General features: G+C 46.0%; 24 protein-coding genes. All 24 read left to right on the top strand.

All coding sequences use genetic code 11. The features are described 5' to 3' along the window. Positions 1 to 32: 32 nt before the first annotated feature. On the top strand, positions 33 to 347 hold the full coding sequence (locus AC1VYS_RS11305) for a hypothetical protein (protein ID WP_482914313.1): 315 nt from the start codon (positions 33 to 35) through the stop codon (positions 345 to 347). A 63-nt stretch (positions 348 to 410) separates the two neighbouring features. Continuing rightward, on the top strand, positions 411 to 995 hold the full coding sequence (locus AC1VYS_RS11310) for a hypothetical protein (RefSeq protein ID WP_482914314.1): 585 nt from the start codon (positions 411 to 413) through the stop codon (positions 993 to 995). Between the two features lie 2 nt (positions 996 to 997). Beyond that, a complete protein-coding gene (locus tag AC1VYS_RS11315; protein ID WP_482914315.1) occupies positions 998 to 1588 on the top strand; it encodes an endolytic transglycosylase MltG in 591 nt (196 codons plus the stop codon). Between the two features lie 240 nt (positions 1589 to 1828). Then, complete coding sequence (gene rpsB / locus AC1VYS_RS11320) at positions 1829 to 2527, top strand: 30S ribosomal protein S2 (protein ID WP_024630243.1); 699 nt, start codon at positions 1829 to 1831, stop codon at positions 2525 to 2527. A gap of 123 nt (positions 2528 to 2650) precedes the next feature. Next, the gene (gene tsf / locus AC1VYS_RS11325; RefSeq protein ID WP_482914316.1) at positions 2651 to 3301 is read left to right on the top strand and encodes a translation elongation factor Ts; all 651 of its coding nucleotides are present in this window, start codon (positions 2651 to 2653) and stop codon (positions 3299 to 3301) included. Positions 3302 to 3534: 233 nt separating this feature from the next. Further along, a complete protein-coding gene (gene pyrH, locus AC1VYS_RS11330; protein WP_441929284.1) occupies positions 3535 to 4263 on the top strand; it encodes a UMP kinase in 729 nt (242 codons plus the stop codon). After that, positions 4263 to 4817, top strand: a complete 555-nt coding sequence (gene frr / locus AC1VYS_RS11335) for a ribosome recycling factor (protein ID WP_090923843.1) — start codon at positions 4263 to 4265, stop codon at positions 4815 to 4817. Before pyrH ends, frr begins: the two co-directional genes overlap by 1 nt. A gap of 89 nt (positions 4818 to 4906) precedes the next feature. Continuing rightward, positions 4907 to 5674, top strand: coding sequence for an isoprenyl transferase (locus AC1VYS_RS11340; RefSeq protein WP_482914317.1), 768 nt, complete (start codon positions 4907 to 4909; stop codon positions 5672 to 5674). Positions 5675 to 5690: 16 nt separating this feature from the next. Further along, entirely contained in the window at positions 5691 to 6485 is a 795-nt protein-coding gene (locus tag AC1VYS_RS11345) for a phosphatidate cytidylyltransferase (RefSeq protein WP_482914967.1), read from the top strand. 71 nt (positions 6486 to 6556) lie between these two features. Beyond that, complete coding sequence (locus AC1VYS_RS11350) at positions 6557 to 7696, top strand: 1-deoxy-D-xylulose-5-phosphate reductoisomerase (protein WP_482914318.1); 1140 nt, start codon at positions 6557 to 6559, stop codon at positions 7694 to 7696. A 113-nt stretch (positions 7697 to 7809) separates the two neighbouring features. Next, the gene (gene rseP, locus AC1VYS_RS11355) at positions 7810 to 9081 is read left to right on the top strand and encodes an RIP metalloprotease RseP (protein ID WP_154886351.1); all 1272 of its coding nucleotides are present in this window, start codon (positions 7810 to 7812) and stop codon (positions 9079 to 9081) included. Positions 9082 to 9143: 62 nt separating this feature from the next. After that, positions 9144 to 10598: a proline--tRNA ligase gene (proS, locus tag AC1VYS_RS11360; RefSeq protein WP_482914319.1), complete on the top strand. Its 1455-nt coding sequence runs from the start codon at positions 9144 to 9146 to the stop codon at positions 10596 to 10598. A 148-nt stretch (positions 10599 to 10746) separates the two neighbouring features. Then, entirely contained in the window at positions 10747 to 15069 is a 4323-nt protein-coding gene (locus AC1VYS_RS11365; protein WP_482914320.1) for a PolC-type DNA polymerase III, read from the top strand. Positions 15070 to 15334: 265 nt separating this feature from the next. Beyond that, positions 15335 to 15796 carry a ribosome maturation factor RimP gene (gene rimP / locus AC1VYS_RS11370; RefSeq protein ID WP_441929291.1) on the top strand — a complete coding sequence of 154 codons (462 nt, stop codon included), beginning with the start codon at positions 15335 to 15337 and terminating at the stop codon, positions 15794 to 15796. 124 nt (positions 15797 to 15920) lie between these two features. Beyond that, positions 15921 to 17018 carry a transcription termination factor NusA gene (nusA, locus tag AC1VYS_RS11375; protein WP_090923835.1) on the top strand — a complete coding sequence of 366 codons (1098 nt, stop codon included), beginning with the start codon at positions 15921 to 15923 and terminating at the stop codon, positions 17016 to 17018. Positions 17019 to 17044: 26 nt separating this feature from the next. Further along, positions 17045 to 17353 (top strand): RNase P modulator RnpM, encoded by a 309-nt coding sequence (gene rnpM, locus AC1VYS_RS11380; protein WP_482914321.1) that lies wholly within the window; start codon positions 17045 to 17047, stop codon positions 17351 to 17353. Then, on the top strand, positions 17346 to 17675 hold the full coding sequence (locus tag AC1VYS_RS11385) for a L7Ae/L30e/S12e/Gadd45 family ribosomal protein (protein WP_208606818.1): 330 nt from the start codon (positions 17346 to 17348) through the stop codon (positions 17673 to 17675). Before rnpM ends, AC1VYS_RS11385 begins: the two co-directional genes overlap by 8 nt. Beyond that, the gene (infB, locus tag AC1VYS_RS11390; protein ID WP_482914322.1) at positions 17668 to 20280 is read left to right on the top strand and encodes a translation initiation factor IF-2; all 2613 of its coding nucleotides are present in this window, start codon (positions 17668 to 17670) and stop codon (positions 20278 to 20280) included. The genes AC1VYS_RS11385 and infB overlap by 8 nt, the downstream gene beginning before the upstream one ends. Positions 20281 to 20305: 25 nt before the next feature. Further along, positions 20306 to 20671, top strand: a complete 366-nt coding sequence (gene rbfA, locus AC1VYS_RS11395; protein ID WP_090923831.1) for a 30S ribosome-binding factor RbfA — start codon at positions 20306 to 20308, stop codon at positions 20669 to 20671. Positions 20672 to 20690: 19 nt separating this feature from the next. Beyond that, positions 20691 to 21668, top strand: a complete 978-nt coding sequence (locus tag AC1VYS_RS11400) for a DHH family phosphoesterase (protein ID WP_482914323.1) — start codon at positions 20691 to 20693, stop codon at positions 21666 to 21668. Continuing rightward, entirely contained in the window at positions 21662 to 22585 is a 924-nt protein-coding gene (truB, locus tag AC1VYS_RS11405; RefSeq protein ID WP_482914324.1) for a tRNA pseudouridine(55) synthase TruB, read from the top strand. The genes AC1VYS_RS11400 and truB overlap by 7 nt, the downstream gene beginning before the upstream one ends. A gap of 70 nt (positions 22586 to 22655) precedes the next feature. Beyond that, positions 22656 to 23594 carry a bifunctional riboflavin kinase/FAD synthetase gene (locus AC1VYS_RS11410; RefSeq protein ID WP_482914325.1) on the top strand — a complete coding sequence of 313 codons (939 nt, stop codon included), beginning with the start codon at positions 22656 to 22658 and terminating at the stop codon, positions 23592 to 23594. A gap of 159 nt (positions 23595 to 23753) precedes the next feature. Beyond that, the gene (gene rpsO / locus AC1VYS_RS11415; protein WP_056700672.1) at positions 23754 to 24023 is read left to right on the top strand and encodes a 30S ribosomal protein S15; all 270 of its coding nucleotides are present in this window, start codon (positions 23754 to 23756) and stop codon (positions 24021 to 24023) included. 259 nt (positions 24024 to 24282) lie between these two features. Then, complete coding sequence (pnp, locus tag AC1VYS_RS11420; protein ID WP_482914326.1) at positions 24283 to 26385, top strand: polyribonucleotide nucleotidyltransferase; 2103 nt, start codon at positions 24283 to 24285, stop codon at positions 26383 to 26385. The last annotated feature ends 24 nt before the right edge of the window (positions 26386 to 26409 follow it).

The raw sequence follows: 26409 nt of genomic DNA on the forward strand, positions 1-26409 counted from the left end.
AAGGAATCCATCCGAAACCGTGAGGTGAGCGTATGAGTTTCAAAGCAGTGGAGTTGCAGATTGCGGTGCCGCGAACCAGTGAAGCGGGACGATATCAAAGTGAAGCCCAGCAGAGGCCGGTTACCGACCAGAATCTGCTTGCAGAACAGACGACGAAAGAAGCGAATGAAGCAAGGCAGCGCAGCGAGGCCATGGCAGAGACAGCGCATACTTCGGTGCGTGATGGTCATGCGGGCGGCGGTGATCAGCATAGTGGGACGGATGGACGGGATACAACCGAGGAGCAGGAGCCTCTCAAACCTGCCGAGCATCCATACAAAGGCAAACACATTGACCTGTCTATGTAAAAGATTATACACAGGCTGAAAGGTTGCGCCACCGTGTGGTCCTAACAAAAGGAGAGAAACAATTTGTCACCATGGATCATTATTGTCATATTAGGAGCTTGTGCAATTGCTTATGCATTCATTATGCCTCGAAAAGACAAGATACAGCAGCCATCGCATCAGCTGGTGCAAGAGATGGAGTCAACACTCGAACATTATATGACAGAGATTGAACAGGATAACGATGCTCTTATTCAACGTGTGGCTGAACTTAAAGGGGAAGCTACAGCAGCAGATCAGCGGATGAAGTCACAGCTTCAGGAATTGCAACAACGACTGGATCAACTGGAACAGGAAAAAGCAAAGAATGCTGAAGCCATCTCACTACCACCTGCAGATATTGTAACCGGTCAGGGAGCACAAGGTTTACAGGCACAGAGTCTCAGGGATAGTGTCAGGGCTGAAGCGAATCAACAAACAGCATCGGCATTACAATTTGAGAACGAGCCTGTAAGGGAGCCGAAGCGTGAATCTATTAAGGATCGTTACACAGAGCTTTTTAGACTGTATGATGAAGGAAAGTCTATGGATGCTATTTCTAGACAAACAGGCATACAGCTTGGTGAGGTGCAATTAATACTGCAACTTGCAGAGCGGGAGGAGGTCTGACCATGGACAAGCGATCTTTGTGGATTGGGATAGGGAGTGGCATGATGATCGGTGCCATTTTGCTTCAACTAGCCACAGTAGGACAAAAGGCTCTTTCTGACAGTAATCTTGATCCGATGCAAACTGACAATTGGACGAAAGAACAACTGGAAACAGCAGCAAAGAGTCTGGATATGAAACTGGTCGGTGCTCAAGACGAGGTGTATACTGAAGCGGAATGGGTGAGCAAGAAAAAGCAGGAAAGCAGTCAAATGCAAGGAAAGTCGGCTGAAAAACCAGAGCAGACTACTTCTGCTGCACAACCTGCAGAACCAAAGCAACCACAGACAAATCAACCCCAAACCAATACACCTGTGACGCCAACTAAACCTAACGGGCCAGCTGTAACGTTTAAGGTGCGTTCCGGAAATAGTTTGGCTATGGTTGCCGAAAATCTGAAGGAAGCTGGCATTGTGGACGATGCACAAGCCTTTATCAAGGCAGGTAAAGCTCAGGGCATTAATAAGAAGATCCAAGTAGGTACTTATTTTCTTCAAACAGGCGAGAGTTTTAAGTCAATTATCGCCAAAATCACCAAAGAACCGTCAAGCTGAGCATGCATGCTCGGACTGGACGGTTCTTTTTGATGACCGAAGCAACGGGTAGATATACCAAACCATAAATTTAGATTCAGATAATGTTGCAACGTGCTTCCACTTATGCTATATTAGATAACGGTGTTAAAACACACGCTGTGCTAATTTTGTTGAGGGTGCTTTCCTGATGGAGAGTCTTAGCGAAAAATGATGCTGGCGGAGGACACAATAAAAAACCATATTAGGAGGTGTGTGAAGATGGCAGTAATCTCCATGAAGCAGCTTCTCGAAGCTGGGGTACACTTCGGTCACCAAACTCGTCGTTGGAACCCAAAAATGGATCGTTATATCTTCACTGAAAGAAACGGAATTTATATCATCGATTTGCAAAAAACGGTGAAAAAAGTCGAAGAGGCTTACAACTTTGTTAAAGGAATCGCAGGCGAGAATGGTACTATTCTTTTCGTAGGTACTAAAAAACAAGCTCAAGATTCCGTTAAAGAAGAAGCTGAACGCGCTGGTCAATTCTACATTAACCAACGCTGGCTCGGCGGTACCCTGACTAACTTCTCTACTATTCAAAAACGTATTGATCGTTTGAAACAGTTGGAAGCTTGGGAAGAAGACGGTACTTTCGCTGTTCTGCCTAAAAAAGAAGTTATCTTGCTTCGCAAAGAAAAAGATCGTCTTGAGAAATTCTTGGGCGGTATTAAAAATATGAAAGGCCTGCCTAGCGCCCTGTTCATCATCGATCCACGCAAAGAGCGTATCGCTGTTGCTGAAGCTCGCAAATTGGGTATCCCAATCGTTGGTATCGTTGATACTAACTGCGATCCAGACGAGATCGATTATGTTATCCCAGGTAATGACGACGCGATCCGCGCTGTTAAATTGCTGACAGGTAAAATGGCTGATGCCGTTATCGAAGCTAACCAAGGCGAAGAAACTTCCGCTTAATAGTCTTCGAACATAACATTCATGAATTAAATGAAAAGGGTGGTTGGTAGGTGGATAACCTCTCACTGCCCTTTTTTTAGAGTGTACGTGTATGTACAATACTTAATCTGGAGGGAATTTATAATGGCAGTTAATGCGAGCGCAGTAAAAGAACTTCGCGAAAAAACGGGCGCAGGTATGCTCGATTGCAAAAAAGCACTGGAAGAAGCAAACGGTGATATCACGAAAGCAGCTGAATTGTTGCGTGAGAAAGGCCTTTCCGCAGCAGCCAGCAAAGCAGGACGTGCAGCTACTGAAGGTGTTGTAGAATCTTACATCCATGCTGGCGGACGTATCGGCGTATTGGTTGAAGTTAACTGCGAAACAGACTTCGTTGGTAAAACAGACCAATTCAAAGATTTCGTTAAAGATGTAGCTATGCAAATTGCAGCTGCTAACCCTAAATTCGTTACACGTGAAGAAGTTCCTACAGATGAGCTGGAAAAAGAGAAAGAAATTTTGAAAGCTCAAGCTCTTAACGAAGGTAAACCAGAAAAAATCATTGAAAAAATGGTTGAAGGCCGTATCGGTAAATACTACGAAGAATATTGCCTGATGGAACAAACTTTTGTTAAAGATCCAGACAAAACAATTTCCCAATTGTTGAATGAAAAAATCAGCCAAATTGGTGAAAACATCTCCATCCGTCGTTTCGTTCGTTACGAACTGGGTGAAGGTCTTGAGAAAAAAGTCGATAACTTCGTAGAAGAAGTTATGTCCCAAGTTAACAAATAAGACATTGATCAAGCCGACAAAGCAGGAATGATTTTCGAAGATATAAGAATGATGAAACTTCGAAGCGTAAACTCCCTTATATCTCAGGAAAACAGGAACTTATCGGTTGATCGTTTTTCCTAAAAGAGCGGAACACTTCTGTGTTCCTTTCTTTTTAAGCAGGAGTCCATGCGCGAGAAAGTTTTGTTGGTTGGACACTGAAGGGTGTTCAATTCAAAGTGGAGGGTGAACAATTGGAACAGCCAGTATTTAAACGTGTTGTCTTAAAGGTGAGCGGAGAGTCTCTTTCCGGTCAAAACGGCTATGGCATTGATGCAGCAACGATTTCATCCATTGCTGAGCAGGTGAAAGATGTAGTTGCGCTTGGCGTGCAGGTTGCGATTGTATGCGGCGGCGGAAACATCTGGCGCGGTATTGCTGGCAGTGAAAACGGGATTGATCGTGCAACTGCGGACTATATGGGTATGCTCGCGACGGTAATGAACTCTCTGGCGCTGCAAGACGCACTTGAACAGATTGAAGTGCCAACTCGTGTGCAGACATCGATTGCTATGCAGCAAATTGCTGAGCCGTACATTCGTCGTAAAGCCATTCGTCATCTGGAGAAAGGCCGTGTCGTTATTTTTGCAGCAGGTACAGGTAATCCGTTCTTCTCCACGGATACAACAGCAGCACTGCGCGCAGCGGAGATTGAGGCAGAAGTCATCTTGATGGCTAAAAATAAAGTGGATGGTGTCTATTCGGCAGATCCATTCAAAGATAGTACAGCTGAAAAGTTCGAGCAGTTGACGTACCTGGATGTACTTAACAAAAACCTTGGTGTAATGGATTCGACGGCGTCCTCGCTCTGCATGGATAACGACATTCCGTTGATTGTATTCAACATTACTGAACAAGGTAACATCAAACGCGTTGTTCTGGGCGAGCGTATCGGAACAATCGTTAAAGGGAGTGTAGATTAATGCCACAAGCAGTTAAACAACATGCTGAGGAGCGTATGGAAAAAGCGATTCAGGCACTGCGCCGTGACCTGGCTACCTTGCGTGCAGGTCGTGCAACCCCTGCTCTTCTGGATCGTGTACAAGTTGAGTATTATGGTGCAATGACGCCTTTGAACCAACTGGCGAATATCAGTACACCGGATTCCCGTACACTGATGATTCAGCCTTGGGACAAATCAGCGATGAGTGATATCGAACGTGCCATCATGAAATCAGATTTGGGTCTGACCCCGGCTAACGATGGCAGTATGATTCGTTTGGCTATTCCGCCGCTGACGGAAGAGCGTAGAGCTGAGCTTGTCAAACTGACTAAAAAGTTTGGCGAAGAAGGCAAAGTCGCGATTCGTAACATTCGCCGTGATGCGAATGATGATATTAAGAAAATGGAAAAGTCCGAGATTTCCGAAGATGAATCCCGGAGACATCAGGACGACATTCAAAAGTCGACTGATAAATTTATCGCTGAAGTCGATAAGGTACTTGCTGCCAAAGAAAAAGAAATCATGGAAGTGTAAGACATGCGCAGCCCCTCCAATACGGTGGGGTTTTGTCTCTTTTTCCAAGCTTCAGATGAAGAAACTTCAGGGATTTTGGAGGAACAGGAATGATCAAACGGGTTCGGTCGTGGTGGAATGGGGCTGACAAGCAGGAAACGCTGACTATATCCGAGGATAATATCCCGCAGCACGTCGCCATCATCATGGACGGCAATGGACGATGGGCCAAACGTTTGGGTCTCCCGCGTATAGCCGGGCACCAGAACGGCATGAAGGCAGTGAAACGTGCAACCATCGCGGCGGATGAACTGGGCATCAAATATCTAACGATGTATGCTTTTTCGACAGAAAACTGGACGCGTCCAAAAGAAGAAGTGGATTTTCTGATGAGACTTCCGCAAGAATTTTTGGCTATTGAGTTGGAAGAACTGATAGAAAAAAATGTGCGTATCCGTATGATGGGACATGAGGAGCATTTGCCTTCACATACGGTTAATGCTTTGCGGGAAGCCATTCGCCTCACGGAGCATAATACTGGTTTGGTATTGAACTTTGCGATGAACTATGGAAGCCGCCGTGAGATGACGGAATGTGTGAAAGAGATTGCTCTGCAGGTAAAGTCGGGGGAACTCGCTGCAGAAGATATCACACCTGAACTCATCGACAAACATATGCTGACCGCAGATTTGCCCGACCCGGATTTGTTGATCCGAACGAGCGGAGAACTGCGATTGAGCAATTTCATGTTATGGCAGCTTGCATATAGTGAATTATGGTTTACGGATATATACTGGCCCGAATTTGGCAAACAGCATTTGCTTGAAGCAGTAGCCGAATATCAGCGCAGAACAAGGCGTTACGGCGGTTTGAAATAGATGGAGGATGAAGCCGTTGAAACAGCGATTAACGACAGGAATTATTGCAGGAGTGTTGTTTTTGGGGTTTTGCATGCTTGGCGGGCCCTGGTATCATGGGTTAGTCTTGCTTATGGCTCTCATCGGTTATTATGAGTTTGTAAAAATGACCGGGGTGAAGCCTTTTTCAGGCGTAGCCCTGATTGGATATGCGGGGATTATCTCCATTGTATTTCCTTGGGAAATGGTTTGGGATGAAAGACCGTTATCCTTGTTTCAAATTTTGTGGATGGTCATGTTGATTTTGATGACCGCTTCAGTTGTTACCAAGAACAGATTGCCTATTAATACGGTGGCTATGCTTTTTATAGGCGTGCTTTATATTGGAACGGGATTCTATTACATCGCAGAGTCTAGACATCTACATCATGGCCTGTTCTGGACGTTTCTGCTGCTGGGTTCAATCTGGGCAAGTGATGCTGGAGCTTACTTTGTAGGGAAATGGATTGGGAAAAACAAACTCTGGCCTTCAATCAGTCCGAACAAAACCGTGGAAGGGGCGCTCGGTGGTATTTTCATTGCTATTGTCACCTCCGTGGTGTTTGCCCTAGTTTCGGATGGTTTGCTTTCTTGGCAGAGAGCGATTGTGATCGGGATAGCCTGTGCAGTAGTAGGTCAGATGGGAGATTTGATCCAGTCGGCCTACAAACGCGTATACAACATTAAGGATTCAGGCAATCTTCTTCCTGGGCATGGTGGTATTCTGGATCGGTGCGACAGCTGGATTGTGGTGTTTCCATTTGTACATATACTGATGCTATTGCCTTATTAGGAGGAAACAGGTGCAAGATGACAGAGTTAACCGCCTGGAAGCATTGGATTCATTAGACGTGAGGTGCAGCAATGAAAAAAATAGCGATTCTTGGCTCGACCGGTTCGATCGGCACACAAACATTGGAAGTTGTTGATATGCATCCGGAGCACTTTCAAGTGGAAGCGCTGGCTGCTGGAAGCAATACAGATCTGCTGATTGAACAAGTAAGACGTTACCAGCCAAAAAAGATTTCGGTAGGTTCCAAGGAACTTGCCGACAAGGTTGCTTCACATGTGCCAGCAGGCACAAAAGTGTATTACGGTTCGGAAGGTCTTATTGAGATTGCTGCAGGAACTGAAGCAGACACAGTTGTTACGGCTGTCGTAGGTAGTGTTGGACTAGAGTCTACGCTTGCAGCGATAGATTCTGGTAAAAAAATTGGACTTGCGAATAAGGAAACCTTGGTTACGGCTGGTCATATCGTGACAGCAAGAGCTGCAGCAAAAGGCGTATCTATTTTGCCTGTAGATAGTGAGCACTCGGCCATCTTTCAGTGTCTAAACGGAGAGAACCGCTCAAGTGTAGCCGGAATTACATTGACTGCGTCAGGGGGTTCGTTCCGAGCTCTTACACGTGAGCAGCTGCAGCATGTGACTGTAGAAGATGCGCTTAAACATCCTAACTGGTCCATGGGATCGAAAATCACGATCGACTCTGCAACGATGGTAAATAAAGGACTCGAGGTCATTGAGGCACATTGGTTGTTTGGTCTTGATTATGAACAGATTACCGTACTTCTTCATCCGGAGAGTATTATTCATTCTTATGTAGAATTCGAAGATACAAGTATCATTGCGCAGCTCGGTACTCCGGATATGCGTGTCCCGATTCAATACGCGCTGACTTATCCTGATCGTATGCCTTCTCCAGCAAAACGGTTGTCTCTCGCTCAGATTGGACAACTTCATTTCAGGGAGATGGACTTGGACCGTTTCCCGTGTTTAAGAATGGCATATGAATGTGGTAAAATGGGAGGAACTGCAACGACGGCTTTTAATGCAGCCAATGAGGTTGCTGTAGCCCGTTTCTTGCGAAAGGAGATTTCATTCCTTAAAATAGAAGATATCATTGCTTCTGTGCTGGAAGCGCACCGGAATGTGGACAAACCTGATTTGGAGCAGATCGCTGCCTGTGATCAGGACAGCCGCAAGCTTGCGTCCTTGCTGTAATCTCTTTTTTCGAGACAAACTGGAAGAAGGGATTCTCTTGTGCGGCATTAGAGAATAATGATAGTCTAGAGGGACAGACTGCGGTACGTGCCGTGAAGGAGGATGAATAGGGATTGGAAACCATACAAGTGGTATTTCTAACGGTGCTTATGTTCTTTGTCATCGTAACGGTGCATGAATGGGGGCATTATTATTTTGCCAAGCGCGCCGGCATTCTTGTACGGGAATTTGCGATCGGTTTTGGTCCCAAATTATTCTCATATAAAAGAAATGAGACGCAGTTCACACTGCGCTTGCTGCCTTTTGGCGGATATGCACGGATGGCAGGAGAAGACCCGGAGCTGATTGAGATTCAAGAAGGACAGACCATAGCGGTACGAACTGTGGACGATCAGGTCAAAATGATCTATCTGGACCAATTGGATAACCGTAAAAATGTAATTCGCGGTGAAGTGATCTCCATTGATATGGAGAACGCGCTTAAGTTACAACTGGATGTGGATGGCGAAGTGCAGCATTATCAAATACATCCACAAGCAATGTTGGTCAGCCGAGGCAAGCAGACACAAATTGCGCCTAAAGATCGACAGTTCGGCAGTAAAACGGTTGCTCAACGCGCTATGGCAATTTTTGCAGGTCCACTCATGAACTTTATTCTTGCTTTTGTTCTGTTCGCTGTTTATGCACAGATGGCAGGCGTTCCGGTGGAAAATCCAAAGAATTTGCAGATCGGTGAAGTGTTTAAAGGCGGAGCGGCAGATCAAGCGAATCTACAAAAGGGCGATATCATTGAAACCATTAACGGTACAGTTATCGGTACGGATTCTAAGAAGATGGTATCCATGATTGCTGAGTCCAAAGACAAGCCGATGGAATGGACTCTGCGCCGGGGGAACGAGACATTTAATGTCACGATCACACCTCGTGCGGTAGAAGGTCAGGAAGGCGGAAAGGTAGGCATTGCGCCTGTCTTGCCGACTCGTTCCGTTGGATTCGTGGAAATGTTCAAGTTCTCGGGAGTAGCTATGGTGGATACGACCAGGGTTATCTTTGAAGGATTCAGACATTTGATTAATCAGTTTAGCATGGATGACATTGGTGGACCTGTGCGTACGTTTGAGGTAACTGGTCAGATCGCCAAGCAAGGTATCGAGCAATTAACAAGATGGGCGGCGATTCTAAGCCTTTATTTGGGAATTTTCAATTTACTCCCGATTCCTGCGCTTGATGGAAGCCGTCTCGTTTTCCTCGGAATCGAAGCGTTGCGTGGACGTCCGGTTGACCCTAACCGGGAAGGTATGGTGCATTTTGTCGGGTTCGCGATGCTCTTTGTGCTAATGCTGGCTGTAACATATAATGATATACTACGTTTAATTAACGGATAATTACGGTTTGACTATGTGCTGAGTATTCAGTACTAGTCGTTATGGGAGGACGCTGGAGTCTTATGTCAAAGGAAAACGATAAACAGTTCGTGACAGAAATTACACCGCAGGGTGAGGATTTCTCTCGCTGGTACATTGATGTTATTAAAAAAGCAGATCTGATGGACTACTCACCGGTTCGTGGCTGCATTGTATTTAAACCGGACGGCTTCGAAATTTGGGAGCACATCAAGGATGAGATGGATCGCCGTTTCCGCGAAACGGGCCATCGCAACGCGTACTTCCCAATGTTCATTCCCGAAAGCTTTTTCCAAAAGGAAAAAGAGCACGTAGAAGGGTTTAACCCTGAGTTGCCTTGGGTAACTGAAGCAGGCGGAGAAAAGCTCGAAGAACGTTTGGCGATCCGCCCAACTTCCGAAACGATCATTGGACATATGTATTCCAAATGGATTCAGTCCTATCGTGATCTGCCAGTATTGATTAACCAATGGGCTAACGTGGTTCGTTGGGAAAAGAGAACGTTGCCGTTCCTTCGCACGAGTGAGTTCCTGTGGCAAGAGGGCCATACAGCGCACGAAACAGAAGAAGAAGCTCGCGAAGAAACGATGAAAATGCTTGAAATCTACCGTGAAGTAGTGGAAGAATACCTTGCCATTCCGGTTATTACAGGGCAGAAGACCAAATCCGAGAAGTTCGCAGGGGCAGTGGATACGTTTTCGATTGAAGCCATGATGAAGGATGGACGTGCCGTACAGGCAGGTACTTCTCACTACATGGGGACTAACTTTGCCAAAGCCTTTGAAATTCAATATTTGAGCCGTAATAACGTTCTGGAACTTGCGCATACCACTTCATGGGGAACAAGTACACGTTTGATCGGAGCTTTGATTATGGTTCACGGAGATGACCGTGGTCTTGTGCTGCCGCCAAAAGTGGCACCAACGCAAGTGGTGATGATCCCGATTGGACCGCCAAAAACACGTGATGCCGTTGTAGGTCGTGCGGATGAATTGTTTGCTGAACTGAAAAAAGCAGGTATTCGTGTGAAAATGGATGATCGCAGTGATGTTCGTCCAGGCTGGAAGTTCAACGAGTATGAGATGCGTGGTGTACCGATCCGTTTGGAGATTGGCCCTCGTGATATGGAGAACGGCGTATGTGTTCTTGTCTCCCGTATTACTGGAGAGAAGAAAGTGGTTGAGCAAGCAAACCTCGTTGAAGAGATTCAAACGATGTTGACACAAGTACAGGCTGACATGCTTGATCGAGCACGTACATTTATGTCAGATAATTTCTACTCCGTGGATACATTGGATGAGATGAAAGAACTAATGGAAAACAAACGTGGATTTACACTGGCAGGATGGTGTGGATCGGAAGAATGTGAAGATAAAGTAAGAGAAGTCACGGGTGCAACTAGCCGGAACATCCCGTTCCAGCCTGCGGAAGAAAAGCACACATGCCTGGCGTGTGGTGAAAAAGCGCAGCACACTGTTGTGTTTGCAAGAGCATACTAGTTGACGGCTTGATGAAGAGAGCTTATTCACCGGTTTAGTAATGAATGAAGAGCTTCTGTCGGATAAAATGGATCGGTGCGGGTTCGGATCGGGGACATTTTTGAATACAGAGGCTTTTCATGTTTTAAGGGGGCACAGGAGGAACACGATGAGTGGATTTGAGGAGAAGAGAAAACGGTTTGAGTTGTTGATGAAACAGGCAGAACTTCCGGTAGGTTTGACTGACCCTTATTTCCTGGATGGGTGGATTGAACAGGTCGAGACCAATCGTACGAATCGCGAATGGCATATTCAGATTGGAAAGGACACACTGGTGCCAGCGCCGATCTATCGAACGTTCAGTCTGCATATTCAGGAGAAGTTAAATCATATAGCTAAAATTACATTTGTTTTTAAATATACAGACAAGGTGCTGTCTAATGATATCGTAAATGAGTATTGGAACCTGTTTCTGGAGTGGGTTACTCGTGAAATTCCGTCTGTAAATGGTTGGATGAATCGTGCGACAGTGGAATGTGAAGACGATCTGCTGCAACTGACGATGAGTGATTCCACATCTATGGAACTTGCTCGCAAAAAGCAGATTGACCAAGCTATTACTCGATTCTACGAGAAGTATTTTCACTTGCCACTGCGTATTAAAATGCAGGTGGGCGAAGCGGGAAGCAACAAGGAGGCCATGGAGCAATTCCAGGCTCAGAAAAAGGTAGAAGAACGACAGGTTATTGAAAAAATGATGAGCGAAGTCATCGAAACCGAACTGCCGGAGGATGAAGATCAAGGTGATGTGCGGTTACAAATGGGTTATGAAATCAAAGAACCGGCGGTACCTATGCAGGAAGTTCAGGATGAAGAGAAGAAAATCACACTTCAGGGAACGATTTTTGGCCTGGACCGCAAGGAACTGCGGAATGGAAACACGCTATTCACTTTCTATCTGACGGATTTTACCGATTCGATGCAAATGAAGATGTTTGCCAAAACCAAAGAAGACGTCAAAATTCTCAGCTTACTGGCTAATGGAAAATGGGTAAAAGTTCGTGGACGTGTAGAATATGACCGGTTTATGCAAATTCCTGAACTGGCCATGATTCCTTCGGATCTGACCGAAATCAAGGCACCTCCATCCCGGAAGGATACAGCGGAGGAGAAACGTGTAGAATTCCACTTGCACTCCACGATGAGTACGATGGATGCGGTAACGTCCATTGATAAATATGTGAAAACAGCTGCTGATTGGGGACACAAGGCAATTGCAGTCACCGACCACGGCGGTGTACAGGTCTACCCGGAAGCATCCAAGGCAGCGAAGAAAAATGGAATCAAAATGATCTACGGCCTAGAGGCCAATGTGGTGAACGATTCCGTAGCTGTTGTCCTAAGTCCGCAACCGATAGATCTTAAGACGGCTACGTATATCGTATTTGATATCGAGACAACCGGTCTCTCGGTTACACAAAGCAAAATTATCGAGATTGCTGCTGTTAAAGTTCAAGAGGGCAAAGAAGTAGATCGGTTTGCTACTTTTGTTAATCCGCACGAACGAATTCCATATAACATCCAACAGTTGACAAACATTACCGATGAGATGGTTAAGGATGCACCTGAGCTTGAGCCGGTTATTCGTGATTTTGTTGCCTTTGCAGGAGATGGTGTACTGGTCGCGCATAATGCACGATTCGATATGGGTTTTATTCAGGCTTCACTCAAAAATCTGGGCATGCCTGAGTTGCCAAACCCGGTGCTAGATACACTGGAACTTGCTCGTCTTTTATATCCAAAAATGAAAAATCACCGGCTGAATACATTGGCAGACAAGTACAAAGTTGCACTGGAAAGCCATCACCGGGCCATTGATGATACAATTGCTCTCGCGGGTATCTTGAATGGACTTATCAATGATGCAGCTCAGTTAAAAGGTCTGACGATGCTGGATCGCCTGAACGATTTTGTTGGAGTGGACTTGTCGAATACCCGTCCTTTCCACTGTGGAATTTACGCGTTGAATGATATAGGCAAGAAGAATCTGTACAAGCTGGTTTCTCTGTCACATACAGAGTACTTCAAACGTGTTGCATGTATACCAAAGTCCAAGCTGGTAAGTTTGCGCGAAGGATTGGTTGTCATATCCGGTTGTGAAAAAGGAGAGTTCTTTGAGGCTGTCCTCAATAAATCGGTAGAAGAGGCTGAGGAGATTGCCCAGTTTTACGACATTCTGGAGATTCAGCCACTGACGATGTACATGCATCTGGTGGACAAAGGACTTGTTGCCACACCCGAGGAGTTGAAACTTGCGGTTCGCAAAGTCATAGATATTGGAGCGAAGCTGAACAAACCTGTTATCGCTACAGGCAATGTGCATTATTTGGAGCCGAGAGATAAAATTTATCGGGATATTACGATTCATGGCATAACGGGGTTCAGTCCGCTTAAAGATCAGCGCAAACCCGATGCTCACTTTAGAACGACAGCCGAAATGCTGGAGGAATTCCAGTTTCTTGGACAGGACAAAGCATACGAAGTTGTTGTAACTAACACGATTCAGCTGGCAGACCGTTTTGAGGAAATCAAGCTCTTCCCGGATAAACTCTTTACCCCGATTTTGGAGGGCGCAGATGAGGAAATCCGTAATACGTGCTACAACACGGCCAAATCAATCTATGGTGAAGAACTGCCAGAAGTTATTATTGCCCGTTTGGAAAAAGAATTGCAACCGATTATCAAATACGGATTTTCTGCCAACTATCTGATCTCGGAACGTCTCGTTAAAAAATCAAATCAAGATGGTTACCTTGTAGGTTCGCGTGGATCGGTGGGTTCATCCGTCGTAGCAACGTTCTTGGGTATCTCAGAAGTTAATCCACTTCCTGCACATTATATCTGTGTGAATCCTGAATGTAAGCATAGCGAATGGTTCCTTGACGGTAGTGTACCGAGTGGATTTGACTTGCCAGAGAAACCATGTCCTGATTGCGGTGGAAAACTCAAAGGGGAAGGACAGGATATTCCGTTCGAAACTTTCCTTGGTTTTAAAGGGGACAAAGTTCCCGATATCGACTTGAACTTCTCGGGTGATTATCAACCACATGCCCATAACTATACGAAAATATTGTTTAGTGAAAAAAGCGTGTTCCGTGCGGGTACGATCGGAACGGTAGCTGAGAAAACGGCGTTTGGTTTTGCGAAGAAATATGAAGAACAACATCAAAAGAAGTGGCGCGGCGCCGAGCTGAATCGTCTGGCATCCGGCTGTACCGGTGTAAAACGAAGCACGGGACAGCATCCCGGCGGAATCGTCGTAGTACCGGACTATATTGAGGTTGAAGATGTCACACCTGTCCAGTATCCGGCAGATGATGTAACAGCCGAGTGGAAAACAACCCACTTTGACTATCATGCTTTTGAAGAAAACCTGCTTAAGCTTGATATTCTGGGGCACGATGATCCGACCATGATGCGTATGCTGCAGGATCTTACTGGCGTTGATCCAACGACAATTCCGATGAATGATCCCAAAGTAATGAGCATGTTCAACTCTACGGATGCTCTTGGTGTAACTCCAGAGCTGATCCGCTCTCCTGTTGCCACCTTCGGTGTCCCGGAGATGGGGACCAAATTCGTTCGTCAGATGCTTGTCGAATCCCAGCCGTCGTCTTTTGCCGATTTGTTGCAGATTTCCGGTCTTTCTCATGGTACAGGTGTATGGCTTGGTAATGCGCAAGATTTGATTAAGAACGGCACATGCAACATCAAAACGGTAATAGGTTGCCGGGATGACATCATGTTGTTCCTGATTTATAAAGCGGGAATGGATGCGAGCCTGGCGTTTAAGATTACAGAAAGTGTACGTAAAGGACGCGGTCTTCCACAGGAATGGATCGATGAGATGAAAAACTGCAAAGTGCCACAGTGGTACATTGACTCCTGTCTCAAAATCCAGTACATGTTTCCAAAGGCCCACGCGGCTGCTTACGTTATTTCCGCAGTGCGTACGGCATACTTTAAACTGTATCATCCGATTGAATATTATGCGACTTACTTCACCGTGCGTGCGGACGAGTTGGACATTGAACTGGTGTGTCAGGGTTATGATGCCATCTACCGCAAAATCGTAGAGATTGAACAACTCGGTTTCCAGGCACCGCCAAAGGAGAAAAACAGCCTTCCTGTTCTTGAAATGGCACTGGAAATGGCTGCCCGTGGCTTTTCGCTTAAACCGATTGATCTGTACCGCTCGGAAGCGACAAAATTCATCGTGGACGAGAAGTCATTGATTCCTCCATTCTCCGCACTGGCAGGTATTGGCGATAACGCCGCTCGTAACATTGCTGCAGCCCGGGAACATGGTGAGTTTCTGTCGATTGAGGACTTCCAGCAGAAGTCCAAAGCGACTAAAACGATTGTTGAATTGCTGACCAACATGGGATGTTTCCGTGGTTTGCCTGAGAGCAACCAACTCTCTTTGTTCTAAATGAAAAAAAGCAGAATGAATCCATTTGTTCTGTACTGAGGCCACAGACTTTGATTTTTCCTTCATTAGTATGGTTTGCTGTGCCAAGGATGGTTACTTGTCACTATTACCAGACTATGTTATAATTTTTGAAGTGAACGAGATAGTACGAATTTCTAAAGAGTGGGGAAACCCACTCTTTAGTCTTTGGTATACAAGAATCTTGGGTATTTAATCATCAGCCAGCGATTAGAGCTGGTGTGACCTAAGTTGGAGGTTATCGGTTTTGAGCACAACGAATATTAAATCTACCGTGGAAGAAATGATCCAACCCTACTTGAATGAACAAGGCTTCGAGCTGGTTGACATCGAATACGTCAAAGAAGGCAGCAACTGGTTTTTACGGGTGTATGTCGACAAAGAAGGTGGTATCGACATCGACGATTGTGTCTTGATCAGCGAAAAGCTGAGCGTCAAGCTGGATGAGAACGATCCGATTCCGTCTGTCTATTTCCTTGAAGTGTCTTCTCCCGGTGCGGAACGTCCACTGAAAAAAGCGGAGGATGTTGCCAAAGCCGTAGGTAAAAACGTATTTGTTACAACCTACGAGCCGGTGAATAAATTAAAGGAATTCGAAGGCAAGCTGCTTTCCTTTGACAATGGGGAGCTTGTGATTGAAGCAGGTAAGAAGCAGCACACCATTTCATACGAGAAGGTTGCCAGTGCGCGCTTGGCCATTTTGTTTTAAAGTGCCTTGTTCACTTGATTAATGAAAAAGACACATCTCACGATAACGGCAAGGTGCTCACAAGTTTCGAGCCTTTCGCCGTTTTACGTATGGGATGCCATGTTTGAAAGGGGGATCAACATTCATGAGTATGGATTTTATTGAAGCAATGAATGAATTGGAACGGGAAAAAGGGATCAGCAAGGATGTGCTGTTTGAAGCGATCGAGGCTGCACTTATCTCCAGTTACAAGCGTAATTTTAATACGGCACAGAACGTACGTGTTGACATGAACCGCAATACGGGGGTTATTCGCGTATATGCACGCAAACTGATCGTGGAAGAAGTCCTGGATTCACGCACTGAAATTTCGTTGCCTGCTGCACGGGAAATTAACCCACACTTCCAGTTGGAAGATATTGCGGAGATTGAAGTTACGCCGCGTGACTTTGGACGTATCGCCGCACAGACGGCCAAACAGGTTGTTACCCAGCGGATTCGTGAAGCCGAACGCGGCCTGATCTACAATGCTTTCGTGGATAAGGAAGAAGATATCGTTACGGGAGTAGTGCAGCGTCAGGATTTGCGCAATATCTACATCGATCTGGGCAAAATCGAAGCGGCACTGCCGCTTACCGAATTAATGCCAAATGAGAAGTTCGTTCACGGTGACCGTATCAAGGCGTACATTACTAAGGTCGAAAATACGACTAAAGGTCCGCAGATCATTTTGTCCCGTACTCACCCGGGTCTCTTGAAACGTCTCTTTGAGCTGGAAGTGCCTGAGATTTTTGATGGCGTTGTTGAGATTCGTTCCGTTGCTCGCGAAGCAGGATTTCGTTCCAAAATTGCAGTTCATTCTCGCAACGAGGAAGTTGATCCAGTTGGTTCTTGCGTAGGTCCAAAAGGAATGCGCGTGCAGACCATTGTGGGTGAGCTGCGCGGTGAGAAAATCGACATCGTTCGTTATTCCGAACAAGTGGATGAATATGTGGCTAATGCACTGAGTCCTTCCAAGGTCTTGGAAGTCCATGTGTTCGAGGAAGAAAAGATGGCTCGGGTGATTGTTCCTGACTATCAACTGTCCCTTGCCATTGGCATCAAAGGCCAAAATGCCAGATTGGCAGCCAAATTAACGGGCTGGAAAATCGACATTAAGAGCGAGAGCCAGGCGGAGCAGGAATTCGGCAGAGAAAAAGATTCTTCTTCGGAAATGCATCAGGATTCCGTCTCCGTCGACTAAAGGAAAGCACGGGGGGGCGCTGACGTATGAAACCTAAAAAAGTGCCGCTGCGTAAATGTGTGGCATGCCAGGAAATGATGCCCAAAAAGCAACTGATTCGCATCGTTAAAACGCCAGAGGACGAAGTGCTGATCGATTTGACTGGTAAAAAGTCTGGACGCGGCGCATATCTGTGTGGCAAAGAGTCTTGTTTCAAGCTTGCACTAAAAAATCGGGCGCTGGATCGAGCACTTAAGGGTAAAGTTTCACCAGAAATCTATGAACAACTCGCTGCGGATTTCGTCGCAGTTGAGGATGAATTCATAGCTGCACAGGAGCGTGAAGAGCATGAGTGATACGAAAGTGTTATCTTACCTCGGGCTCTCCATGCGCGCTGGTAAACTTCTTACAGGTGATGAGATTGTACACAAAGCGATCCGTTCAGGTGAAGCCAAGATGGTTATTGTAGCAGGCGACGCCTCGGGGAATACACAAAAGAAATTTCGCGACAAATGTGCTACTTACAAGGTTCCGCTTCTTATCGGATTAGATCGTGACCGTATAGGGTCAAGCATCGGTAAAGACACGCGGGTGGTTCTTGCAGTAACAGACCTTGGGTTTGCAAAAATGATCTCCAAGCAAGTCGGTATAATGTCGGAGGTGGAGTATATTGAGTAAACAGGAAAACAAGGAAAAATTGCGAGTTTATGAATATGCGAAGTCCCTTAACATGAGTAGTAAAGAAATTATTACCATTCTTAAGAAACTGGATATTCCTGTTAACAATCATATGAGTGTTATGGAGAATGGTTCAGTCGGTAAGGTGGAACAATTTTTTAAGGATATTAAATCCACTGCCGCGTCGAAACAAGGCAACGAAGCAAAATCTGTTGCAACTTCGGCTGTACGCAGTGACAAACCAGTGGACAGCAACAAGCCGGGCGGCGGAGTGAACACGCCGAATAACAGCAACACAACCGGAAGTCCCGTACAAACAAAAATACAACAGGAAAAGCAGGTAGGTATGAACAATAGACCAAATTCCAACAATAACAATGGCACTCAAAGATCAAGCGGCCAAGATAGCCGTAACAGAACAAATTCTTCTTCCCAAGGCTCAAGCCAAGGAGGACAAACCGGAAATCGTCCAAGACCAGCTTCAAGCGGTCAAGGAAACACGGCTTCACGCCCGCAAGGGTCGGGTCAACGTCCGAACAATAGTGGTGGTCCTAACAGAACGACAGGATCAAACTCAAGCGGACCTAACAGAACAACAGGACCGAACAGTGGTGGCAACTCCAGCAATAGCGCTAACCGTAGTGGTGGCCAAGGGCAGGGACAAGGACAAGGTGGCCAACGAAGAGGTGGTCAAGGAAGTACCGGTAATAATAGCGGTAACCGTTCCAATAATGGCGGCGGTGGACGTCGTTTCGACGACAATCGTGGTGGTAACTTCCGTAATAACCGCGGTGGCAAGAACAACCGTAACAGAAATCAGCAACAGTATGTGCAACGTGAAAAAATCGATAACACACCGAAGAAAATCATCGTTCGTGGTGACATGACGGTTGGTGAAACAGCGAAACTTCTTCACAAGGATGCTTCTGAAGTTATCAAAAAGCTTATTGGTATGGGTGTCATGGCAACCATTAACCAAGAACTTGATATTGATACTATTCTTCTGCTCGCAGGTGAATTCGGTGTTGAAGTTGAAGTGAAGATTGTGCTTGAAGATGACCGTTTTGAAACCGTGGAAGAGAATGATGATGCTGCAGATCTTCAATCCCGTCCTCCGGTTGTAACAATCATGGGTCACGTTGACCATGGTAAAACAACATTGCTGGATGCTATTCGTTCTACGAATGTAACTGGCGGCGAAGCGGGCGGAATCACGCAGCATATCGGTGCATATCAAGTTGAAATTAACCACAAGAAAATTACGTTCCTGGATACTCCGGGTCACGAAGCGTTTACAGCAATGCGTGCGCGTGGAGCACAAGTTACGGATATGACGATTATTGTTGTTGCTGCGGACGATGGCGTTATGCCACAAACGGTTGAGGCGATTAACCATGCCAAAGCCGCTGGTCTGCCGATTATCGTTGCAGTCAATAAAATCGACAAACCGGGTGCTGATCCTGACAAAGTGAAGCAGGAACTGACCAACTATGAACTCGTTCCGGAAGAGTGGGGCGGAGACACCATCTTTGTCAACGTATCTGCGAAACAAAGAATGGGTCTGGAAGGTTTGCTTGAAATGATTTTGCTCGTTGCAGAAGTAAATGAATACAAAGCGAATCCGAATAAACGTGCCCGCGGTACGGTGATTGAAGCCGAGCTGGATAAAGGTCGTGGCCCGGTTGCTCGTATCCTTGTACAGCATGGTACATTAAAAGTCGGGGATGCGTTCGTGGCAGGTAACTGCTTCGGTCGTGTACGTGCGATGGTCAATGATAAGGGCCGTCGTTTGAAAGAAGCTGGACCGTCTACTCCGGTAGAAATCACAGGTCTTACTGAAGTGCCAGGTGCGGGAGATCCGTTCATGGTGTTCGAAGATGAGCGCAAAGCTCGTTCCATCGCTGAAAAACGTGCGATTACGCAACGTGAATCCGATTTGGGTACGAACACACGTGTAACTCTGGATGATCTGTTCCAACACATCAAAGATGGCGAGATCAAAGATTTGAACGTGATTATCAAAGGTGACGTGCAAGGTTCGGTTGAAGCATTGAAAGGTTCCCTTGCGAAAATCGAAATCGAAGGTGTACGCGTGAAGATCATTCATAGCGGTGCTGGCGCGATCACGGAATCCGACATCATTTTGGCTGCAGCTTCCAATGCCATCGTAATCGGGTTTAACGTTCGTCCTGAAAATCAGGCGAAAATCACTGCGGATCAAGAGCAAGTAGACATTCGTCTGCATCGCGTCATCTACAGTGTTATCGAAGAGATTGAACAAGCAATGAAAGGTATGCTTGATCCGATCTACAAAGAAAAAGTGATTGGCCATGCTGAAGTACGTAACACTTTCTCCATCAGTAAAGTGGGTACCATTGCAGGTTGTATGGTTACTTCGGGCAAAATGATGCGTTCTGCGGAAGCTCGCCTAATTCGTGATGGTATTGTGCTTTACGAAGGTAAGCTGGATTCCCTGAAACGCTTTAAAGATGATGCCAAAGAAGTGGCTCAAGGTTATGAGTGCGGTATCACATTGGATAAATACAACGATCTCAAGGAAGGCGATGTTATTGAAGCCTTCATTATGGAGACCGTACAACGATAAGCAAGGAAGTATGAGGTGAACAACAATGGCTAAGATTCGTACAGGTAGAGTGGGAGAGCAGATCAAGAAAGAACTGAGTCTGCTTATCCAGTCAGAGCTGAAAGATCCACGGATCGGTTTTATTACCGTAACGGGAGTTGAAGTGACTGGCGACTTGTCGCAAGCCAAAGTTTATCTGAGTGTCTTCGGTGAACAGGAGCAGAAAGATAACTCGCTTAAGGCACTTGCCAAAGCAAATGGCTTTTTGCGCACGGAACTCGGCAAACGTATCCGTTTCCGTCATGTTCCCGAATTGATATTCAAGATTGACGAATCGATTGCATACGGCAGCCGGATTGAAAAGCTGCTTGGCGATATTGGTTCCGACAACGACAAAAACGAATCCCAGTAACAGAATAGAGGAGACGGCAATGCACACTTATGAACAGGCGCTCCAAGCAGGAAAACAATTCCTGCTGGAGCATGACGATTACCTGGTCGTGTCGCATGTACAGCCGGACGGTGACGCAGTCAGCTCGACGGTAACGATGGGCTGGCTGCTGTCATGTCTGGGAAAGACATTCACAATGATTAATGAGGGCGAAATCCCGTCACGCATGCGTTTTTTGTATCATGCGGATGCCATTGTGAACATGACCGAACAACCACCGAAGCGTAAGTATAAAGCGATCATTTGTGTTGATTGTGCGGACTTTGCCAGAGTGGGGCTCACACGTCAATATTTCGAGGAAGACGCAGTTATTTTAAATATCGATCATCATCCTACGAATAACGGATATGGTACAGTGAACATCATTAAATCCGATGCAGCAGCTACGGCCGAAATTCTGTTTGAATTGCTGGAACTCTTCGATATTACATGGGATAAGGATATAGCTACGGCAGTATATACAGGTATGCTGACGGATACGGGTGGATTCCGTTATGCGAATACAAGTCCCAATGTGATGGCTGTTGCTTCTCGTTTATTGGAGCATGGTGTGGATGGGCCGTATTTGGCACAAACGCTGCTCGAAGAGGTCACTCTTCCGCAGATCCGCATCTTGAACAAGGCACTCTCATCCTTGCAAATGTCAGAAGACGGTAGAGTTGCCTGGGTTGTTATTACACCGGAAGATATGCAGGAGTGTGGGGCAGCGAACGAAGATCTGGAAGGAATCGTGAACTATACCCGTAACATTCGTGGGGTAGAAGTAGGTATCTTTTTCAAAGTAATCAACGATAATGCTGTTAAAGCTTCCTTGCGCTCAGCCGGTAAAATAGATGTTGCAGCACTGGCACAAACTTTTGGTGGCGGCGGACATGTTCTCGCAGCTGGATGCCGACTGGAAGGCAAGGTTGAAGAAAGCGTGGAAAAAGTGTTGAAGCAGGTGAATACACAATGGTAAAACCGTTTGAAGGTATTCTCCCGGTATATAAACCAGCGGGATTTACTTCCCATGATGTTGTAGCCAAAATGCGTCGGATTTTGAAAATGAAGCGTATCGGTCACACGGGTACACTCGATCCACAGGTAACCGGGGTTCTCCCGTTATGTCTTGGACGAGCGACACGGGTGGTAGAGTATATGCAGGAACTTCCGAAGGAATATCTGGCGACACTCCGGCTGGGGCTTGCTACAGACACCGAGGATCTAACCGGTGAAGTTATTGAACGTTCAGAATCTCCTGTAGAAGTAACTCAGGAGCAAGTGCAGGAGGTACTTAAGCAGTTTATGGGTACCATTTCCCAGGTTCCACCGATGTATTCCGCGGTAAAAGTAGATGGAAAACGTCTATATGAACTTGCTCGTGAGGGTAAGACGGTTGAGCGCAAGAGCCGAGAAGTTACAATCTATGAGCTGGAGCTTACCGGAATAGAGACCACTGATGAAGCAACCGATATATCGTTCCGCGCTTTATGTTCAAAAGGAACTTATATTCGCACCCTGTGCGTAGATATTGGCCGCGAGCTTGGTTATCCCTCTACTATGGTTAAACTAGAACGGACGATCTCCGCCGGAATATCAGCTGATCACTGTCTTCGTATCGAAGAAGTGGAACAGCGCATGAATGAAGGTACGCTTGCTGAAGCTTTGATTCCTGTAGATGAAGCGATTTCCTCCATCCCAGCGCATAAAGTTGGAGAAGAACAGACGAAGGGTGCTCTACAGGGCCAAAAGCTGTCTGCACGGTTATTGGATCCGCCTGTGGAGAAGCCAGGGCTACTGCGTTTGTATGCTCAGGATGGAACATTTCTGGGGATTTTTGAGCGGGATGAATTGAAACCAACCGTGAGGGCTGTTAAAGTCTTCTTACCAGAATAAAGAGGTACCGGGCTTGGAGTGATGACGAGGTTCAAGCTTGGCCCATCAAGTGAAATGCAGGTGAATGATTGTGAAAACCGTAATGCTAACTTATCCGCAAACATTACAATCGGCGGAACTGAGTACACATCCCCAAGTGCTGGCAATTGGTCAATTTGACGGGCTGCATCTCGGACATGCAAGTGTCATTCTGTCTGCTGTTCGCATTGCAAAGGAATCAGGCATGAAGGCGGCTGTCATGACCTTCCATCCACATCCGAAGGAAGTTATGCGCAAAGGGGATTACGAGGGTTATCTGACGCCTCTCAGAGACAAAGAAGAAATTCTGGCTAACATGGGCGTAGACATACTCTATGTTGTGGAGTTCAATGAATCCTTTTCACAGCTCTCCCCAGAGCAATTCGTTCATGAACTGTTACTTCCTATTGAGACGCGTACAGCTGTTGTTGGGTTTGATTTTCGCTTTGGTCACAAAGGAGCCGGCGATGAGCAGATGCTTCGTGCGCTGGGCCATGGAGAAATGACCGTAGAGACTGTTCCCCCGTTCTTGCTTGGAGGGGAGAAAGTAAGCAGTTCGTTGATTCGTGCTCTTTTGAAGCGTGGTGAGATGGATGAGGCAAGCCAGTGGCTCGGGCGTCCTTATAGTGTCAGAGGAACTGTTATTCATGGAGAGAAACGGGGACGGACCATTGGTTTTCCTACCGCCAATCTCGAACTTACCGATCACTATGTTACACCAGCCAAAGGTGTATATGCTGTACGAGTGAATGTTGGCGATCAAGAACTGGCAGGTGTGATGAACCTTGGTGTCAAACCTACCTTTCACGAGAATGGAATGAGACCGACATACGAAGTACATCTGCTTGATTTTGACGGCCAAATCTATGATCAGGAACTGAAAGTGGAATTGGTGCACTACATTCGTAACGAACGAAAATTCGATTCCATTGAAGCTTTGATTGCTCAGATCCGTGAAGATGCACTCACTGCAGCTCGCTTGCTGTCCTAAAAACTTTGATTAAAATGGATGTTTACATTTACTTTGTCCGGGCAAGTATGGTATAATGTACTACGTTGTCGAAAGAGACAACAATAACCTTAGCTTGGTTACACGCTCTCACCGGCGGTGACGAGGCTAATGGCGATTATAATGAAGGAGGTGAATAGGATGGCATTGACTCAAGAACGTAAACAACAACTGATCGACGAGCACAAAACTCATGAGTCCGATACTGGATCACCTGAGGTGCAAGTTGCTATCCTTACGGAAAACATCAGAAGTTTGACAGACCACTTGCGTACGCATAAGAAAGACCACCACTCACGTCGTGGACTTTTGAAAATGGTAGGTCAACGTCGTAAGCTTTTGGCTTACGTAAAAAACAAAGATGTTAAACGTTACAGCGCACTGATCGAAAAGCTCGGATTGCGTCGTTAATTATCGTACATGTTTTCAAAATCAACCTGGCTGTTATCCGCCTTTCTTTTGTTTAAAAGGACAAGCGGAGCTTACAGCCGGGTTGTTTTGTAGATGAACATGTTGCCATATATTTGTAGCTGAGGGCTCCGCAAGGAGCTTTTGTTTTGCAAGCCAGCCTGCAGTCTGTCCGACCAAAGCTAATGAATGCCGGACAAGCAGGAAATACTGTGAATATGCAGAATCCATTGTGATAGGAACGAACTAAAGGAGGGATTTCATGGAACAACGTGTTGAAATGCAGCTTGGAGGAAGAAAGCTTACGCTTGAAACCGGACGTTTGGCCAAGCAAGCAAATGCTGCCGTTAAGGTAACATACGGAGATACTGTAGTATTGTGTACCGTGACAGCATCAAGTGAGCCGAAAGATCTGGACTTTTTCCCACTGACGGTGAACTATGAAGAAAGATTGTACGCTGTAGGTAAAATTCCGGGTGGATTTATCAAGCGTGAAGGCAGACCATCCGAGAAAGCGATTCTGGCAAGTCGTCTGACAGACCGCCCGATTCGTCCATTGTTCCCGGAAGGTTTCCGTAATGATGTACAAGTTCTGAACATTGTTATGAGTGTGGATCAGGATTGCGAACCACAAATCGCAGCAATGATTGGGACTTCAGCAGCACTGAGCATTTCCGATGTACCTTTCAGCGGGCCGATTGGTGGCGTGAAGGTTGGTCGTATTGATGGAGAGTTCATCATTAACCCAACGATTGCCCAGCTTGAAATCAGCGAACTTGAACTCGTGGTTGCAGGAACTAGAGATGCGATCATGATGGTTGAAGCCGAAGCGAATGAATTGCCGGAAGAAGTAATGCTTGAAGCAATTATGTTCGGACATGACGAGATCAAAAACATTGTGACAGTCATTGAACAGCTTGTACAAGTTGCCGGTAAAGAAAAAATGGAAGTGAAACTGCATGCCGTTAATGCAGAAGTGAACAGTAGCGTGCGTGAGTTTGCAAGTGCACGTTTGGTGGAAGCAGTTAAAATTGCTGAGAAACATGCCCGTCAAGATGCGATTGATGTCGTGAATGACGAAACGGTTGCTCATTTTGAAGAGAAATACATCGAATCACCGGAACTGCTGAAAGATGTGAAAGAAGTGCTGCACGATATCGTCAAGGAAGAAGTGCGCCGTCTAATCACTCACGATAAAGTACGTCCGGATGGACGCGGCCTTGCTGAGATCCGTGCAATTGAATGTGATACTTCCCTGCTTCCGCGTACACATGGTTCAGGTCTGTTCACACGTGGACAAACGCAAGCACTGAGTATCTGTACACTAGGTGCACTGGGTGACGTTCAAATTCTGGATGGCATCAGTTTGGAAGAAACGAAACGTTTCATGCATCATTATAACTTTCCACCGTTCAGCGTAGGTGAAGCTCGTCCGCTTCGTGCGCCAGGACGTCGTGAAATTGGACATGGTGCCCTTGGTGAGCGTGCATTGTCTAAGGTTATTCCTTCTGAAACAGACTTCCCGTACACGATTCGTTTGGTATCTGAAGTATTGGAATCCAACGGTTCTACGTCTCAAGCAAGTATCTGTGCAAGTACACTTGCCATGATGGACGCAGGTGTACCAATCAAAGCTCCAGTAGCTGGTGTGGCGATGGGTCTGATCAAAGATGGAGACCATGTATCCATCCTGAGTGATATTCAAGGTATGGAAGATCATCTGGGCGACATGGACTTCAAGGTAGCAGGAACACCTGAAGGCGTAACAGCGATTCAAATGGATATTAAAATTGATGGAATCGATCGTCAAATCTTGTCCGAAGCGCTTGCTCAAGCCAAAGAAGGACGTATGCACATTTTGGGTAAAATGACCGAAGTGATGAAAACACCTCGTGAGCAATTGTCCCAATATGCGCCTAAAATTACGACTATGCATATCAATCCGGATAAAATCCGTGATGTTATCGGTGCTGGTGGTAAAATCATCAATAAAATCATCGAAGAAACCGGTGTTAAAATTGATATTGAGCAGGATGGACGTGTCTTTATCGCTTCTTCCAATCAGGAGATGAATGATAAAGCCAAAGCGATTATCGAAGGTATTGTACGCGAAGTCTTGGTTGGCGAGATCTATGTCGGCAAAGTAAAACGCGTTGAGAAATTCGGTGCATTCGTTGAAGTGTTGCCAAATAAAGAAGGTCTGGTTCACATCTCTCAATTGTCTACTGAGCGTGTAGCGAAAGTAGAAGATGTTGTGGCGATTGGTGATTCCATTACAGTAAAAGTAACGGAGATTGACCCGCAAGGTCGAATCAATTTGTCCCGTAAAGCCGTCCTGACAGCAGAAGCTCCAGCGCAATCCTAGGTAGCTGATGTTTGAATAACATAT

The sequence above is a fragment of the Paenibacillus sp. G34 genome (assembly GCF_056856875.1).

Bases quoted from the DNA above. Each gene is read 5' to 3' on its own strand.
- rpsB (WP_024630243.1), top strand. From the start codon at position 1,829: ATGGCAGTAATCTCCATGAAGCAGCTTCTCGAAGCTGGGGTACACTTC.
- AC1VYS_RS11400 (WP_482914323.1), top strand. From the start codon at position 20,691: ATGCACACTTATGAACAGGCGCTCCAAGCAGGAAAACAATTCCTGCTG.
- rbfA (WP_090923831.1), top strand. From the start codon at position 20,306: ATGGCTAAGATTCGTACAGGTAGAGTGGGAGAGCAGATCAAGAAAGAA.
- AC1VYS_RS11315 (WP_482914315.1), top strand. From the start codon at position 998: ATGGACAAGCGATCTTTGTGGATTGGGATAGGGAGTGGCATGATGATC.
- frr (WP_090923843.1), top strand. From the start codon at position 4,263: ATGCCACAAGCAGTTAAACAACATGCTGAGGAGCGTATGGAAAAAGCG.
- nusA (WP_090923835.1), top strand. From the start codon at position 15,921: ATGAGTATGGATTTTATTGAAGCAATGAATGAATTGGAACGGGAAAAA.
- proS (WP_482914319.1), top strand. From the start codon at position 9,144: ATGTCAAAGGAAAACGATAAACAGTTCGTGACAGAAATTACACCGCAG.
- AC1VYS_RS11365 (WP_482914320.1), top strand. From the start codon at position 10,747: ATGAGTGGATTTGAGGAGAAGAGAAAACGGTTTGAGTTGTTGATGAAA.
- AC1VYS_RS11305 (WP_482914313.1), top strand. From the start codon at position 33: ATGAGTTTCAAAGCAGTGGAGTTGCAGATTGCGGTGCCGCGAACCAGT.
- rnpM (WP_482914321.1), top strand. From the start codon at position 17,045: ATGAAACCTAAAAAAGTGCCGCTGCGTAAATGTGTGGCATGCCAGGAA.
- AC1VYS_RS11385 (WP_208606818.1), top strand. From the start codon at position 17,346: ATGAGTGATACGAAAGTGTTATCTTACCTCGGGCTCTCCATGCGCGCT.
- AC1VYS_RS11340 (WP_482914317.1), top strand. From the start codon at position 4,907: ATGATCAAACGGGTTCGGTCGTGGTGGAATGGGGCTGACAAGCAGGAA.
- rpsO (WP_056700672.1), top strand. From the start codon at position 23,754: ATGGCATTGACTCAAGAACGTAAACAACAACTGATCGACGAGCACAAA.
- pnp (WP_482914326.1), top strand. From the start codon at position 24,283: ATGGAACAACGTGTTGAAATGCAGCTTGGAGGAAGAAAGCTTACGCTT.
- truB (WP_482914324.1), top strand. From the start codon at position 21,662: ATGGTAAAACCGTTTGAAGGTATTCTCCCGGTATATAAACCAGCGGGA.
- AC1VYS_RS11350 (WP_482914318.1), top strand. From the start codon at position 6,557: ATGAAAAAAATAGCGATTCTTGGCTCGACCGGTTCGATCGGCACACAA.
- tsf (WP_482914316.1), top strand. From the start codon at position 2,651: ATGGCAGTTAATGCGAGCGCAGTAAAAGAACTTCGCGAAAAAACGGGC.